Source organism: Agrobacterium sp. CFBP2214 (genome assembly GCF_030209895.1).
GTDB classification, from domain to species: domain Bacteria; phylum Pseudomonadota; class Alphaproteobacteria; order Rhizobiales; family Rhizobiaceae; genus Agrobacterium; species Agrobacterium radiobacter.
Map to the genome: position 1 here is coordinate 272960 of NZ_JARVRC010000001.1, position 15210 is coordinate 288169.

Consider the following 15210-nt stretch of genomic DNA (forward strand, 5'->3'; position numbering starts at 1 on the left):
GACAGGAAAATTCTTTGGTGGCGGAGCGATTCCCCATGGTTGCCGAAATCCTCAATCACGACATTTGTGAAAGCAATGTTGTCATTAGTCCTCGTCCCGAGACAGCTCAGGACAATGAGGGTCTTTTCGGTCGTATAGGCACGCTGGAAACACGGCTCGCCAGAAATGAACGCGAAATCGATGCGGCGCAATCCGTGCGTTACCGGGTTTTCGTCGAGGAAATGAAGGCGCGCCTTCCCGCAGATGCGATGCGCCGCAAGCGCGACATCGATGCCTGGGACAGCGTCTGCGATCATCTGCTGGTGCTCGACAAGGCGATCGAAGGCGACAGCGAAGACCAGATCGTCGGCACCTATCGTTTGCTGCGACAGGAAACGGCGCTCGCCAATAACGGCTTCTATTCCGCAAGCGAGTTCGACATTGCCGGGCTCGTTGCGCGCCATCCGGGCAAGCGCTTCATGGAGCTTGGCCGCTCCTGTGTGCTGCCGGAATATCGCACCAAGCGTACCGTCGAGCTTCTTTGGCAGGGCAATTGGGCCTATGCCGTGAAACACCGCATGGATGCCATGATCGGTTGCGCCTCCTTCCCCGGCGTGCAGCCGGAGGCCCATGCGCTTGCCTTGTCCTTCCTGCATCATAATTGCGTGGCCAAGGGCGAGTGGGCAGCTTCCGCCCTTCCCGAGCTTTATCATGAGATGGACCTCGTGCCGGCCGAGGCGCTCAACGCCCGCAAAGCGCTGAACGCCATGCCGCCGCTGATCAAGGGCTATATGCGTCTTGGCGCCATGTTCGGCTCCGGCGCGGTTGTTGACCATGCCTTCAACACGACGGACGTTCTCGTGGTCCTGCCCGTATCGTCCATCGCCGGCCGCTACATCAGCTATTATGGCGGCGAGACCGAGCGCATCAACGGCTGACCGGTTTTTGATCGGAACCTTTCGGGATGTTCCTGTGGGCAGCTGTTCGGTGCGTGTTGTGCAGGGGTGGGCATTGCCGCTAGTGTCGGCGCTCCTTTTCCGCAACACGATATGACATCGGCAGGCCATTGACGGACGTTCTGACAACCGCTTCCCTGATCTCGGAAGAGAGCCGCGCGACGGCCACTCCGATGATGGAGCAATATATCGAGATCAAGGCGAACAATCCCGGTTCGCTGCTGTTCTACCGCATGGGCGATTTTTACGAATTGTTCTTTGACGATGCGGTCGAAGCCTCCCGTTCGCTCGGCATCACGCTGACGAAACGCGGCCAGCACATGGGGCACGATATTCCCATGTGCGGCGTTCCCGTCCATGCGGCGGATGACTACCTGCAGAAGCTCATCCTGCGCGGCTATCGCGTCGCCGTCTGCGAACAGGTGGAAGACCCGGCCGAGGCGAAGAAGCGCGGATCGAAATCCGTGGTCAAACGTGATGTCGTGCGGCTTGTCACCCCCGGCACGCTGACCGAAGAAAAACTGCTGTCGCCGACGGAATCCAACTATCTGATGGCGCTCGCCCGTATTCGCGGCAGCGCCGAGGCGCAGTTTGCACTCGCCTGGATCGATATTTCCACCGGCGTCTTCCGTCTGGCGGAAACCACGCTGACCCGGCTTCTCGCCGATATCTGGCGCATTGATCCGCGGGAGTTGATTGTCGCCGACAGCCTGTTCCATGACGAGGAATTGCGACCGGTGTTTGATGTGCTCGGTCGTGTGGCCGTGCCGCAGCCGGCGATTCTTTTCGACAGCGCTACTGCGGAAGGGCGCATCGCCCGTTATTTCAACGTCTCGACGCTCGATGGTTTCGGCACGTTTTCGCGGGTGGAAATGGCCGCTGCCGCTGCGGCCGTCGCTTATGTCGAAAAAACCCAGATCGCCGAACGTCCGCCGCTTGGCGCGCCGGAGCGTGAAAGTGCGGCCTCCACCCTTTTCATCGACCCCGCCACCCGCGCCAATCTGGAACTGGTGAAGACGCTGTCAGGAGAAAGGGACGGATCGCTGCTGCATGCGCTTAACCGTACTGTCACGGGCGGCGGCGCACGGCTTCTGGCCGAGAGGCTGATGTCGCCTTTGACAGATCCGGAGAAGATCAATGCCCGCCTCGATGCGGTGGCCTATCTCATCGATGACGTGTCGCTCAGCGATGGCCTGCGCGATGCGCTGAAACAGGTTGCGGATATGCCGCGTGCGCTTTCGCGCCTTGCGCTGGAGCGCGGCGGCCCGCGCGATCTCGGTGCCATCAGGCAGGGGCTGGCTTCGGCCGAAAGGATAGCCGCGATTCTCGATCAGGGATTGTTGCCGGATGAGCTGGCGACGGCGCTCGCGGATTTGAATGCGCTGCCGAGTGGGCTGGAAGCCATGCTTGGCTCGATGCTGGCCGACGACCTGCCGCTTTTGAAGCGGGACGGCGGTTTCCTGCGCGATGGTGCCGATCCCGAACTCGATGAGGTGCGGGCGCTGCGCGACCAGTCGCGCCGTGTGATTGCCGGGCTGCAGCTGAAATATGCCGATGAGACCGGCATCAAGTCGCTCAAGATCAAGCACAACAATGTGCTTGGCTACTTCATCGAGGTCACGGCCGGCAACGCAGATGTGATGATGGCGACGGATGAGGCCAAGGCGCGCTTCATCCACCGTCAGACCATGGCAGGCGCCATGCGCTTCACCACCACCGAGCTTGCCGATCTTGAAAGCCGCATCGCCAACGCCGCAGCGCAGGCTCTGACCATGGAGCTGGAAGCCTTCGCGCGCATGGTCGAGGCTGTGGTGCAGCAGGCGGAAGCGATCAAGGCCGGTGCTTTCGCGCTCGCGACTATCGACGTCGCCTCAAGCCTTGCTTATCTCGCAACCGAACAGGCCTATTGCCGTCCGATCGTCGATGCCTCCATGACCTTCGCGATCAAGGGCGGGCGTCATCCGGTGGTGGAGCAGGCATTACGGCGGCAGTCGGCTGGACCGTTCATCGCCAACAATTGCGATCTGTCGGCCGTGAACGGCGGCAAGAATGGTGCGATCTGGCTGCTCACCGGCCCGAACATGGGCGGTAAATCGACCTTCCTGCGCCAGAATGCGCTGATCACCATCCTCGCGCAGATCGGCTCCTTCGTTCCGGCGGAGGCCGCCCATATCGGCGTCGTCGACCGGCTGTTTTCCCGCGTTGGTGCGTCAGACGATCTGGCGCGCGGCCGCTCGACCTTCATGGTGGAAATGGTGGAGACCGCCGCCATTCTCAATCAGGCGACGGATCGTTCGCTGGTCATTCTGGATGAAATCGGCCGTGGCACGGCGACCTTCGATGGACTCTCGATCGCCTGGGCGGCGGTGGAACATCTGCACGAGGTCAATCGTTGCCGTGGCCTCTTCGCCACCCATTTCCACGAGCTGACGGTGCTGTCGGAAAAGCTCGGCCGCCTTTCCAATGCCACGATGCGGGTGAAGGAGTGGGAAGGTGATGTCATCTTCCTGCACGAAGTCGGGCCGGGCGCTGCGGATCGTTCCTACGGTATTCAGGTGGCGCGGCTTGCGGGACTGCCGGCATCGGTGGTGGAGCGCGCCCGCGAGGTGCTGACGAAGCTCGAAGATGCCGACCGCAAGAACCCGGCCAGCCAGCTGATCGATGATCTGCCGCTGTTCCAGATCGCGGTTCGCCGCGAGGAAACCCGCAAGGCCGGATCATCGAAGGTGGAGGAGGCTCTGAAGGGCTTCAACCCCGACGAAATGACGCCGCGAGAGGCATTGGACGCGCTCTATGCGTTGAAGAAAGAACTTGGCAAGGCGTAAGGGATAGATTGCCTGTCCATCGCCTTTAAAACTCGCTATAGGACACTCCCATCGCAAGCGGTGGGATTATCCCACAGGACATGGATACCGGCATAAATGGCCATCAAGGACCTGGATTTTTCCGACATTCTCGATGTATCGGCGCTGAAGCGCGAATGCGACATCATCTTTAAGGAAGACGGCAAACGCACCGCCGATATCAGGTCCGACCTGTTGCCGATTTTCCGCAAGGCCAGCGCGGAAGGCCGGGAAAAGGCTAGAGAACTGCTGAAGGCCGATGGCAGCGGCATTGATTGCGCCCGGCGCATCTCCTGGCTTCAGGACCGATTGATCGAAATCCTCTATGATCTCGCCTGCCAATATGTCTATCCCAAGGATGCGCCGCAGATCGCGGTCGCGGCAGTCGGCGGTTACGGTCGCGGCACGCTGGCGCCTGGATCGGACATCGATCTCCTGTTCCTGCTGCCGGCCAAGAACACGCCTGACATGCACAAGGCCGTGGAGTTTGTGCTCTATCTCCTCTGGGACCTCGGCTTTAAGGTCGGCCACGCCACCCGCACGGTGGATGAATGCATCCGCCTGTCCAAATCCGACATGACCATTCGCACCGCCATTCTGGAAGTGCGGGCGATTTGCGGCAAGAAATCCCTGACCGATGATCTCGAAAAGCGTTTCGAGTCGGAAGTCGTCACCGGCACCGGCCCGGAATTCATCGCCGCCAAGCTTGCTGAACGCGACCAGCGCCACCGCAAGGCGGGCGATACGCGTTATCTGGTGGAACCGAACGTCAAGGAAGGCAAGGGTGGGTTGCGCGACCTGCACACGCTGTTCTGGATCGCCAAATATTATTACCACGTCCGCGATACGGCCGATCTGGTCAAGCTTGGCGTCCTGTCACGGCCGGAACTCCGGCTGTTCGAAAAGGCCGATGATTTTCTCTGGGCTGTCCGTTGCCAGATGCACTTCATCACCGGCAAGGCGGAAGAGCGCCTTTCTTTCGACATTCAGCGCGAAATCGCCGATGCGCTGGGTTACCAGCCGCGCCCGGGCCTTTCCGCCGTCGAGCGTTTCATGAAGCACTATTTCCTCGTGGCGAAAGATGTGGGCGACCTGACCCGCATTGTCTGCGCAGCACTTGAGGATCGCCAGGCGAAAGACGTGCCGGGCCTTTCCGGCGTTCTCAGCCGCTTCGCCCATCGTGTGCGCAAGATTCCCGGCTCGGTGGAATTTGTCGAGGACCGGGGGCGCATTGCGCTCGCCAAGCCTGATGTTTTCAAGAACGACCCGGTCAATCTGATCCGGCTCTTCCACATCGCCGATATCAATAATCTCGAACTGCACCCGGATGCGTTGCGCGTCGTCACCCGCTCGCTGTCGCTCATCAATGATGAGCTTCGCGAAAGCGAGGAGGCGAACCGGCTTTTCCTGTCGATCCTTACCTCGCGACGCGATCCGGCGCTGACGCTGCGGCGCATGAACGAGGCCGGCGTGCTCGGCAAGTTCATCCCCGAATTCGGCAAGATCGTCGCGATGATGCAGTTCAACATGTATCATCACTATACGGTGGACGAGCATCTGATCCGCTCCGTCGGCGTGTTATCGGAAGTGGACAAGGGAACGGCTGTCGACGCCCACCCGCTCGCCAACCAGCTGATGCCGAGCGTGGAGGAACGCGAGGCGCTTTATGTGGCCGTGCTGCTGCACGATGTCGCCAAGGGCCGGCAGGAGGATCACTCGATTGCTGGCGCGCGCGTGGCCCGCAAGCTTTGCCAGCGTTTCCGCCTCACAGGCAAGCAGACCGAAACTGTCGTCTGGCTGATCGAACAGCATCTTCTGATGTCCATGGTCGCCCAGACGCGTGACCTGCATGACCGCAAGACCATCACCGATTTCGCCGACAAGGTGCAATCCATGGAGCGGCTGAAGATGCTGCTCATCCTGACGGTCTGCGATATCCGCGCTGTTGGTCCAGGTGTCTGGAACGGCTGGAAGGGGCAGCTGCTGCGCTCGCTCTATTATGAGACCGAGTTGCTTCTGTCAGGCGGCTTCTCGGAAGTCTCCCGCAAGGAACGCGCGCAGATCGCCCGGCAGGCGCTTTACGACGCCCTTGACGACTGGGGCCAGAAGGCGCGGCGCAAATACACCAAGCTGCATTACGAGCCCTATCTGCTGACGGTGGCGCTGGAAGACCAGGTGCGACACACCCGCTTCATTCGCGAGGCCGACAAGCAGGAAAAGGCGCTGTCGACCATGGTGCGCACCCATTCCTTCCATGCCATCACGGAAATCACCGTGTTGGCGCCGGACCATCCGCGCCTGCTTTCGATCATCACCGGCGCCTGTGCGGCGGCCGGCGCCAATATCGCGGATGCGCAGATTTTCACCACCTCCGACGGGCGGGCGCTGGATACGATCCTGATCAATCGTGAATTTCCGATCGACGAAGATGAGACGCGGCGCGGCAACAATGTCGGCAAGCTTATCGAGGAGGTTCTCTCCGGCAAGCAGCGCCTTCCGGAAATGATCGCCACGCGGACCAAGAGCCGCAGGAAGAAAAGCGCTTTCACCATTCCGCCCTCGGTCATCATTTCCAACGGGCTGTCGAACAAGTTCACCGTCATCGAGGTTGAGTGCCTCGACCGGCCGGGACTTCTGGCTGATATGACGGCTGTCATTGCCGATCTGTCGCTTGATATTCACTCCGCCCGCATCACCACCTTCGGCGAAAAGGTCATCGACACCTTTTATGTGACCGATCTCTTCGGCCAGAAGGTGACGAACGACAACCGCCAGGCCAGCATTGCGCAGCGCCTGAAGGCCGTGATGAGCGAACAGGAAGACGAATTGCGTGACCGCATGCCGAACGGCATCATCGCCCATCCAGACGTGGCGGCCCTGCCTGCCGCGCGCACGGCAAAGGCTTGAAGCGCCCATGAGTCTGATCGGCAAGTTCGCCACCGTCGGCACCGCCACGCTCGGCAGCCGCATCTTCGGTTTCCTCCGCGAAACCCTGATGGCCGCCGCCGTCGGCACAGGCCCCGTGGCCGATGCCTTCAACGCCGCCTTTCGTTTTCCGAACACCTTCCGGCGACTTTTTGCCGAAGGCGCGTTCAATTCGGCCTTCGTGCCGCTTTTCGCCAAGGAAATCGAGGCAAATGGCATGGAGGGCGCAAGGCGCTTTTCCGAGGAGGTCTTCGGTGTTCTCTTCACCGTGCTCCTGGCGCTGACGATCCTGATGGAACTGTCGATGCCGTTCATCGTGCGCACCGTGATTGCACCGGGCTTCCTGGACGATCCGGTAAAATTCGACAACACCGTCCGGCTCGCGATCATCATGTTCCCCTATCTCGCCTGCATGTCTCTGGCGGCGATGATGGGCGGCATGCTGAACTCGCTGCACCGCTATTTTGCGGCCGCGATCGCGCCTGTGTTCCTCAACATCATCCTCATCGGCGTTCTCGCTCTGGCGTGGTGGAAGAATTACGATCCTCTGCAGGTGGGTTACGCCCTGTCCTGGGGTGTTATGGTGGCAGGGGTGGTGCAACTTGCCATCGTCTGGATCGCCGTGCGCAATGCCGGCATGCGCATAGGCTTCCGCAGGCCGCGGATGACCAAAAATGTGCAGCGGCTTCTGGTTCTTGCCCTGCCCGCCGCGATCACCGGCGGCATTACCCAGATCAATCTGCTGATCAACACCAATATCGCTTCTGCTGGTGAAGGGGTGATCTCCTCGCTTGCCTATGCGGACCGGATTTACCAGCTGCCGCTCGGTGTCGTCGGCATCGCGGTGGCCACCGTGCTCTTGCCGGAACTGGCGCGGGCTTTGCGTGGCGGCCATATGGTCGAGGCGGGAAGCCTGCAGAACCGCTCGGTGGAATTCGTGCTGTTTTTGACATTGCCCGCCGCCGCGGCCCTTCTCGTCATGGCGGAGCCCATCGTGCGTTTTCTTTACGAGCGCGGCAATTTCTCGCCCTCGGCCACCATCACCGTTGCGCAAATCCTCGGCATTTACGGTCTGGGCCTGCCGGCTTTCGTTCTGATCAAGGCCTTTATTCCCGGTTTCTTCGCTCGTGAGGATACCCGCACGCCGATGATCTTCGCGGCGATTTCCGTTGTCGTGAATGTCTCGCTGGCGCTGACGCTCTTCCCGCGCCTTGGCGGTCCCGGCATCGCCATTGCCGAAATCACTGCCGGCTGGGTCAATGCCGCTCTGCTGTTTGGCATGTTGTTGTGTCGCGGTCACTGGCATGTGGATATTCCACTGCTGACCCGCATTCCGCGTTTGCTGCTGGCCGCGGCCCTGATGGCCGGTTTCGTCCACTATGCGCTGACCTGGCTGACATTCGAGCTGTCTTCCGCCTCGTCCATTTTCATCCGGGCCGGCACCATTATGGCTCTCGTCTTCGCGGCCATGCTGGTTTATTTCGTGCTGGCTTTCGTTTCGGGTGGGGCCGATATCGGCATGGTGAAGAGAGCCATTCGCAAGCGCGGCAAAAAGAACGTCGAGACGGAGGCGGGCTGATGTCCTTTGCTGAAAACCGCCGCATCGCGCTCGTCACGCTTGTCGTGGATGACTACGGCCGGGCGAAGGCGTTTTATTGCGACGTTCTCGGGTTCGAATGCCTTTCCGATCAGCCGCTTGGCGACGGCAAACGGTGGCTGGTGGTGAAGCCGCAAGGGACCGAGGGCGGCGCCCTGCTGCTTGCCGAGGCGGATGGCGAGCAGCAAAGGCTTGCCATTGGCAACCAGACGGGCGGGCGTGTCGGGTTTTTCCTGCATACCGACAATTTCCAGCGCGATTACGAGACCATGCTTGCCCGTGGTGTGGGCTTTCTGGAGGAGCCGCGCCATGAGGTTTACGGCTCCGTTGCGGTCTTTGTTGACCCTTACGGAAATCGTTGGGATCTTCTGGAACCGCGCGGCTGACAAGCCCTGAAACCGCTTGATTGCGGGGGGCTGCGGGTGCATAAGCGCGCGTGCAATTCCAACCATGGGGCGGGGCCCTCCACAAGCCTTTTCGAGGACGACAATGAACGCATTCAAGCCGCTGGTTTTCTCGGGCGTCCAGCCGACCGGCAATCTGCATCTCGGCAATTATCTCGGCGCGATCCGCAAGTTCGTGGCGCTGCAGGAAGATAACGACTGCATCTATTGCGTCGTCGACATGCATGCCATCACCGCCCAGCTCGTTCACGCCGACCTGAAGGCGCAGACCCGCTCGATTGCGGCCGCCTTCATCGCAGCCGGTATCGACCCCGTGAAGCACATCGTCTTCAACCAGTCGGCCGTGCCGCAACATGCGGAACTGGCATGGGTGTTCAACTGCGTGGCGCGCATCGGCTGGATGGAGCGTATGACGCAGTTCAAGGACAAGTCCGGCAAGAATGCCGAGCAGGTCTCGCTCGGTCTGCTCGCCTATCCGAGCCTGATGGCCGCCGACATTCTCGTCTATCGCGCCACCCATGTTCCGGTCGGCGACGACCAGAAGCAGCATCTGGAACTCGCACGCGACATCGCCCAGAAATTCAACATCGATTTCAGCGATCATATCCGCAAGGCGGGGCTTGGGCTCGATATCACGGTCGGCGATGAGCCGGTGCACGCCTATTTCCCGATGGTGGAACCGCTGATCGGCGGTCCGGCACCGCGTGTGATGTCGTTGAAGGACGGCACCAAGAAGATGTCGAAGTCCGATCCCTCCGATCTGTCGCGCATTAATCTCATGGATGATGTCGATGCGATTTCGAAGAAGATCAGGAAGGCAAAGACCGACCCGGATGCGCTGCCGAGCGAAGTGGAAGGCCTGAAGGGCCGTCCCGAAGCCGAAAACCTCGTCGGTATCTATGCCGCCCTGTCCGACAGGACCAAGGCCGATGTGCTCTCGGAATTCGGCGGACAGCAGTTCTCGGCCTTCAAACCGGCCCTCGTCGAGCTTGCCGTCAATGTGCTGGCACCGGTCAATAATGAGATGCGCCGCCTTCTCGATGACCCGACCCATATCGACGCCATCCTCAGCCAAGGCGGCGAGCGGGCGCGTGCCATCGCCGAAAAGACGATGAACGAGGTGCGCGATATCATCGGCTTCCTGCGCTGACAGGTCGCTGCTGCGCGGATGCGGCGGGCGGTTTGCGCCTGCCGTGATTTGATATAATCTCCGCCCGAACCGTCGGGCGGTTTCTCGGATCACGGCGGACCTAGGGAGTGCAGAATGGTTTCAAAACGGCTGTCGCGTCTGGAAGGGCATCGTCGCAAGTTTCTCGCTGTTATCGATGACACACCGGAATGCGAAAGGGCCGTGCACTATGCCGGTCGTCGCGCCAAGAATTCCAATGGCGGGCTTGTGCTGCTCTACATGATCCCCGAAGGCGACTTCCAGCAATGGCTTGGTGTCGAGCAGATCATGCGGGCGGAAGCGCGGGAGGAGGCGGAAGCCACACTCGCCAAGATCGCCCAGAAGGTTCGTGAGACCATCGGCATCGAGCCCGAAGCTGTCATTCGTGAAGGCAGCGCCACCGAGCAGATCCACGGGCTGATCGAGGAAGACCGCGATATCGCGATTCTCGTTCTGGCGGCGGGATCGACTAAAGAAGGGCCGGGACCGCTCGTTTCCTCCATTGCCGGGCGAGGGGCAGCCTTCCCGATCCCCGTCACCGTGCTGCCGGATACGTTATCGGACGAGGAAATCGACGCACTCTGCTGACCCCGGGGCTCAGGCAAGATTTAGGGGCTGACGATTTCTTGAATGTAATTATCATGTCAGGGCTTGAAGTGAAGCTTCGCCGGGCGTATTTTTTGGAAGAATTCTAAATTACGGGGCGTGAACGGCGACCTCGAAGGAGAAGACGATGTTCATTCAGACGGAAGCCACGCCGAACCCCACCACGCTGAAGTTCCTGCCGGGCAAGGTGGTGCTGGAAAGCGGGACAGTGGAGTTTCTCAATCCTTCGCAGGCGCAGGCTTCGCCGCTGGCGGAGCGCCTCTTCACCATTCCGGGGGTTACCGGCGTTTATTTCGGTTTCGATTTCATCACCGTCACCAAGGACGGCGCGGAATGGCAGCACCTGAAGCCGGCCATTCTGGGCGCGATCATGGAGCACTTCATGTCTGGCCGCCCGATCATGGGCACGGCTATTGCGGCCGAAGTGTCGGATGAAGAAGGCGAGTTCTTCGAAGAGGGTGACGAAACCATCGTCGCGACCATCAAGGAACTGCTGGATACCCGCGTTCGCCCCGCCGTGGCGCAGGATGGCGGCGACATCACCTTCCGTGGTTTCCGCGACGGGACGGTGTTCCTGAACATGAAGGGCGCCTGCTCGGGCTGCCCGTCCTCCACCGCCACGCTGAAGCATGGCGTTCAGAACCTGCTTCGCCATTTCGTGCCGGAAGTGCGCGAAGTCGAAGCGGTATAATGCTGTAAAGCCAGGTCATGATTGTTCTCGCACTCGACACCTCAGGTGTGGATTGTTCCGCCTGCATCTATGACAGCATCTCAGACAGGGTGCTCGGAGAGGTCTGCGAAACGATCGGCAAGGGCCATGCCGAAAGGCTGATGGCCGTGATCGACGGGGCTCTGGAGCAGGCGCAACTGTCGCTCCAGAATGTCGAACGCATTGCCGTGACGATCGGGCCGGGGTCTTTCACCGGTATCCGTGTCGGTGTCGCCGCTGCGCGTGGTTTTGCCCTGTCGCTCGGCGTCGAGGCGATGGGTGTGACCACACTTGAGACGCTCGCCTTGCATCATCTGCTCGAAAATCCCGACCGGCCCGTGGCCGTCGGGCTCGATGCGAAACGCGGCGAAACCTATCTTCAGGCATTCGGCACGGACGGATCACCGCTCAACGAGGCGGCGCTTCTGTCTCTGGATGACGCCAGGGGTGTTCTTTCCGGTTTCAATGGTTCCGTCATCGGCTCCGCCGCGCCGCTGTTTGCAGGAGAGGAAAGCGGGTCCGGGCCGGATCATTTTCCGATTGCTTCCGTTGCCCGTGCTGGCGCGTGCAAGCAGGCAGGCCAGCCGAAACCCGCGCCGCTTTATCTGCGTGGACCGGATGCCCGGCCGCAGACCGGTTTTGCGCTGGCACGCCAGGACGTTGCCTGATACGGCATGCATGAGTGCATGTTTCTGATTCCCGATTTTTGTGATGTTTGACGACTATCTGACCTGGAAACCCTATTTCGAGATCGTGCCGATGCAGCATGAGGATTGCGCCGCGGTGTCGGATTTGCATGCCTTGCGCTTCCCGCGCCCGTGGAACGACGGGGAGTTCTCCGGACTATTGACGCAAGGGTCGGTTTTCGGCGCCGTCGCACGCCAGACCAACGCATTTTTCAGCAAGCCGCTTGGCGGTTTCGTGCTGGCGCGGGAAGTGGCGGGCGAGGCGGAAATCCTCACCGTTGCCGTGGCCGACAAGTTCGCACGCGCGGGTCTCGGCTGGCGTCTGATGCAGTCGGCGATCCGCGAGGCGATGATGCGTGGCGCTGAAACCATGTTTCTCGAGGTGGACAATAAGAATGTTTCCGCTCTCGGGCTCTACAGGAAGCTCGGCTTCAAAACCGTCGCGGAACGCAAGGCCTATTACACCGCCAAGGATGGAACGAAGTCGACGGCGCTTGTCATGCGTCGCGATCTTCGCTAGTTCCCTGCGACAGGCATTTTTTCGGCGAAAGCCGCAAACCGGAATTCTCAAAAGGCCAGAAGACGTGACAGACCTTTCGAAAACGCTGGAGGAGCTTTGTGCCGAGCGCGGCATGCGGATGACCGACCAACGCCGCGTCATCGCCCGTGTCCTTCAGGAATCTGCGGACCACCCCGATGTCGAGGAGCTTTACCGCCGTTCCTCCGCCGTGGATCCGCGCATCTCGATTTCCACCGTTTATAGAACGGTGAAGCTGTTCGAGGATGCCGGCATCATCGAGCGTCACGATTTTCGCGATGGCCGCTCGCGTTATGAAACCGTGCCCGAAGAGCATCACGATCATCTGATCGACCTGAAGAACGGTGTGGTCATCGAATTTCATTCGGCCGAGATCGAGGCCCTGCAGGAAAAGATCGCCCGCGAACACGGCTTCAAGCTCGTGGATCACCGGCTGGAACTTTACGGCGTGCCATTGAAGCCCGGCGAACACTGAGACGCCGGTGAGCAAGCGGGCGTTCCCATCATGATGTGGCTGCGGACAGCCTATATTGCGATCGTTCTCCTGATCGTCACGCTCGTCTTGCTGCCGCTGCAATTGCTGGGCCTTGCCTTCGACTGGCGGCTTCGCCGCCGCATTCCGCGCTTCTGGCACCGCATCGCCTGCCATGTTCTGGGCATCCGCGTTCACGTCCACGGGGATGTGGAGCGCGCGAAACCGTTGATGCTGGCGGTCAATCACGCCTCGTGGAAAGACATCCTCGTTTTGGGCAGCATTGCCGACGTGGTGTTCATCGCCAAGACGGAGGTGCGCGACTGGCCGGTCTTCGGCTGGCTAGCCCGTCTGCAGAAAAGCATCTTCGTGCAGCGCGAGCAGAAGCGCAGCACCGGCGCGCAGGTGAGCGAGATCGCCAGCCGCATGGCCGATGGCGAGATTGTCGTCCTGTTCCCCGAAGGCACCACCTCGGATGGCAACCGCATGCTCGCCGTCAAATCCTCGCTGTTCGGTGCGGCTTCCACTGCGGCTGAACAGGTTCCGGGCAAGCTCGTTTATGTGCAGCCGGTCGCCATCGCCTATACGCGGGTGCAGGGCATGGCCATGGGGCGTTACCACCGCGTCATTGCCGCCTGGCCGGGCAGCATCACGCTCGTGCCGCATCTGCTCGGCATCATCAGGGCCGGCGCCATTGATGTCGACGTGACATTCGGTGACAGCGTTGCGTTTCACAGCGCTGACAACCGCAAGCGACTGGCGACCGATGTTGCCGCCGCTATCCGCTCCATGCTGGCCTTCAGCCTGCGCGGCGGCTGGCGGAATTCGTGAGATCGTAGCTTTTCCGGCATTTTTCTGTTTAATCTGGCCGGGAAAAACACTAGATAGCCGCCATGACCCAGGAAACGCTTGGCCTTGACGCCACACCCATGATCGCCCCCGAGGGCTCGAACAACCGTAAGGTTTTCATCAAGACCTATGGCTGTCAGATGAATGTCTACGATTCCGTCCGCATGAGCGATGCGCTTGCGAAGGATGGTTACGTTCAGACGGAGGATATGGGCGAGGCGGATCTGGTTCTACTGAACACCTGTCATATCCGCGAAAAGGCGGCTGAAAAGGTCTATTCGGCGCTCGGCCGCCTGCGTGACATGAAAAAATCCCGCGAAGAGCAGGGCCGCGAATTCATGATTGGCGTTGCCGGTTGCGTGGCACAGGCGGAAGGCGAGGAAATCCTGCGCCGTGCGCCTGCCGTCGATGTCGTCATCGGCCCGCAGACCTATCATCGCCTGCCGGATGCGCTGAAGCGCGTACGCGGCGGCGAGCGCGTCATCGAAACCGAATACGCCGTCGAAGACAAGTTCGAGCATCTTCCGGTCGCCGAAAAGGCGACGCTGCGCACGCGCGGTGTCACGGCGTTTCTGACGGTGCAGGAAGGCTGCGACAAGTTCTGCACCTTCTGTGTCGTGCCCTATACGCGCGGTTCGGAAGTCTCGCGCCCCGTGCGCCAGATCGTCGATGAAGCGATGAAGCTCGTCGATGCCGGCGTGCGCGAAATCACACTGCTCGGCCAGAACGTGAATGCCTGGCAGGGCGAAGGCCCGAAGGGCGAGAAATGGGGCCTTGCCGAATTGCTGTATCGGCTGGCGGAAATTCCCGGGCTTGCGCGGCTTCGCTATACCACCAGCCATCCGCGCGACATGGATGACCGCCTGATCGGCGCGCATCGCGATCTGCGTATCCTCATGCCCTATCTGCACCTGCCGGTGCAGTCCGGTTCAGACCGCATTCTGAAAGTGATGAACCGCCGCCATACGGGTGAGGAATATATCCAGCTTATCGAAAAAATCCGCGCCGCCCGCCCTGATATTGCCATGTCGGGGGACTTTATTGTCGGTTTCCCCGGTGAGACGGATCGCGATTTCGAAGATACGATGGCGATGGTCGAGACGGTAAAATACGCGCAGGCCTTTTCGTTCAAATATTCCACCCGTCCCGGCACGCCGGGTGCCGATCTCACGGATCAGGTTGCGGAAGACGTGAAGGCTGAGCGGCTGGAGAGATTGCAGGCGCTGTTGCTGCGGCAGCAGAAGGAATTTGCGGAATCGCTGGTCGGAAAAACCATGGATGTGCTTCTGGAAAAGCCCGGCCGCATGCATGAGCAGTTGATAGGTCGCTCTCCTTGGCTGCAATCCGTGAATCTTGATGCAAAGACGTTGAAAATCGGTGACATTGTTAATGTACGAATCACCGCAACGGGTCCAAACAGCTTGTTTGCCGAGGTGGCAGGGAGTTAGAGTGGGGAGCCGACACTGATTGGGACAGGA

The 15210-nt window shown here is 60.5% G+C and carries 13 protein-coding genes; all 13 read left to right on the forward strand.

From position 1 onward, the window contains the following. The first annotated feature begins 35 nt into the window (after window positions 1-35). The 13 genes from olsB (at window position 36) to miaB (ending at window position 15180) form a co-directional block, all read left to right on the forward strand. Window positions 36-917, forward strand: a complete 882-nt coding sequence (olsB, locus tag QRN60_RS01360) for a l-ornithine N(alpha)-acyltransferase (RefSeq protein ID WP_003503769.1) — start codon at window positions 36-38, stop codon at window positions 915-917. Between the two features lie 191 nt (window positions 918-1108). Then, complete coding sequence (gene mutS, locus QRN60_RS01365; RefSeq protein WP_129564690.1) at window positions 1109-3760, forward strand: DNA mismatch repair protein MutS; 2652 nt, start codon at window positions 1109-1111, stop codon at window positions 3758-3760. A 96-nt stretch (window positions 3761-3856) separates the two neighbouring features. Next, the gene (locus QRN60_RS01370; protein WP_111791900.1) at window positions 3857-6685 is read left to right on the forward strand and encodes a [protein-PII] uridylyltransferase; all 2829 of its coding nucleotides are present in this window, start codon (window positions 3857-3859) and stop codon (window positions 6683-6685) included. 7 nt (window positions 6686-6692) lie between these two features. After that, the gene (gene murJ / locus QRN60_RS01375) at window positions 6693-8282 is read left to right on the forward strand and encodes a murein biosynthesis integral membrane protein MurJ (protein WP_129564632.1); all 1590 of its coding nucleotides are present in this window, start codon (window positions 6693-6695) and stop codon (window positions 8280-8282) included. Continuing rightward, entirely contained in the window at window positions 8282-8686 is a 405-nt protein-coding gene (locus tag QRN60_RS01380; protein WP_087743285.1) for a VOC family protein, read from the forward strand. Before murJ ends, QRN60_RS01380 begins: the two co-directional genes overlap by 1 nt. Window positions 8687-8789: 103 nt before the next feature. Beyond that, window positions 8790-9854 carry a tryptophan--tRNA ligase gene (trpS, locus tag QRN60_RS01385; protein WP_111791897.1) on the forward strand — a complete coding sequence of 355 codons (1065 nt, stop codon included), beginning with the start codon at window positions 8790-8792 and terminating at the stop codon, window positions 9852-9854. Window positions 9855-9968: 114 nt separating this feature from the next. Then, window positions 9969-10460, forward strand: a complete 492-nt coding sequence (locus QRN60_RS01390; protein ID WP_003503758.1) for a universal stress protein — start codon at window positions 9969-9971, stop codon at window positions 10458-10460. A gap of 145 nt (window positions 10461-10605) precedes the next feature. After that, window positions 10606-11169 (forward strand): NifU family protein, encoded by a 564-nt coding sequence (locus QRN60_RS01395; RefSeq protein ID WP_003503755.1) that lies wholly within the window; start codon window positions 10606-10608, stop codon window positions 11167-11169. Between the two features lie 17 nt (window positions 11170-11186). After that, a complete protein-coding gene (gene tsaB / locus QRN60_RS01400) occupies window positions 11187-11855 on the forward strand; it encodes a tRNA (adenosine(37)-N6)-threonylcarbamoyltransferase complex dimerization subunit type 1 TsaB (RefSeq protein ID WP_111791896.1) in 669 nt (222 codons plus the stop codon). 43 nt (window positions 11856-11898) lie between these two features. Continuing rightward, window positions 11899-12393: a GNAT family N-acetyltransferase gene (locus QRN60_RS01405; RefSeq protein WP_003503751.1), complete on the forward strand. Its 495-nt coding sequence runs from the start codon at window positions 11899-11901 to the stop codon at window positions 12391-12393. Window positions 12394-12457: 64 nt separating this feature from the next. Then, window positions 12458-12886 carry a Fur family transcriptional regulator gene (locus QRN60_RS01410; protein WP_003503749.1) on the forward strand — a complete coding sequence of 143 codons (429 nt, stop codon included), beginning with the start codon at window positions 12458-12460 and terminating at the stop codon, window positions 12884-12886. Between the two features lie 30 nt (window positions 12887-12916). Continuing rightward, window positions 12917-13714 carry a lyso-ornithine lipid O-acyltransferase gene (gene olsA, locus QRN60_RS01415; protein WP_129564631.1) on the forward strand — a complete coding sequence of 266 codons (798 nt, stop codon included), beginning with the start codon at window positions 12917-12919 and terminating at the stop codon, window positions 13712-13714. A gap of 62 nt (window positions 13715-13776) precedes the next feature. Further along, on the forward strand, window positions 13777-15180 hold the full coding sequence (gene miaB, locus QRN60_RS01420) for a tRNA (N6-isopentenyl adenosine(37)-C2)-methylthiotransferase MiaB (protein WP_165000556.1): 1404 nt from the start codon (window positions 13777-13779) through the stop codon (window positions 15178-15180). Window positions 15181-15210: the final 30 nt, after the last annotated feature.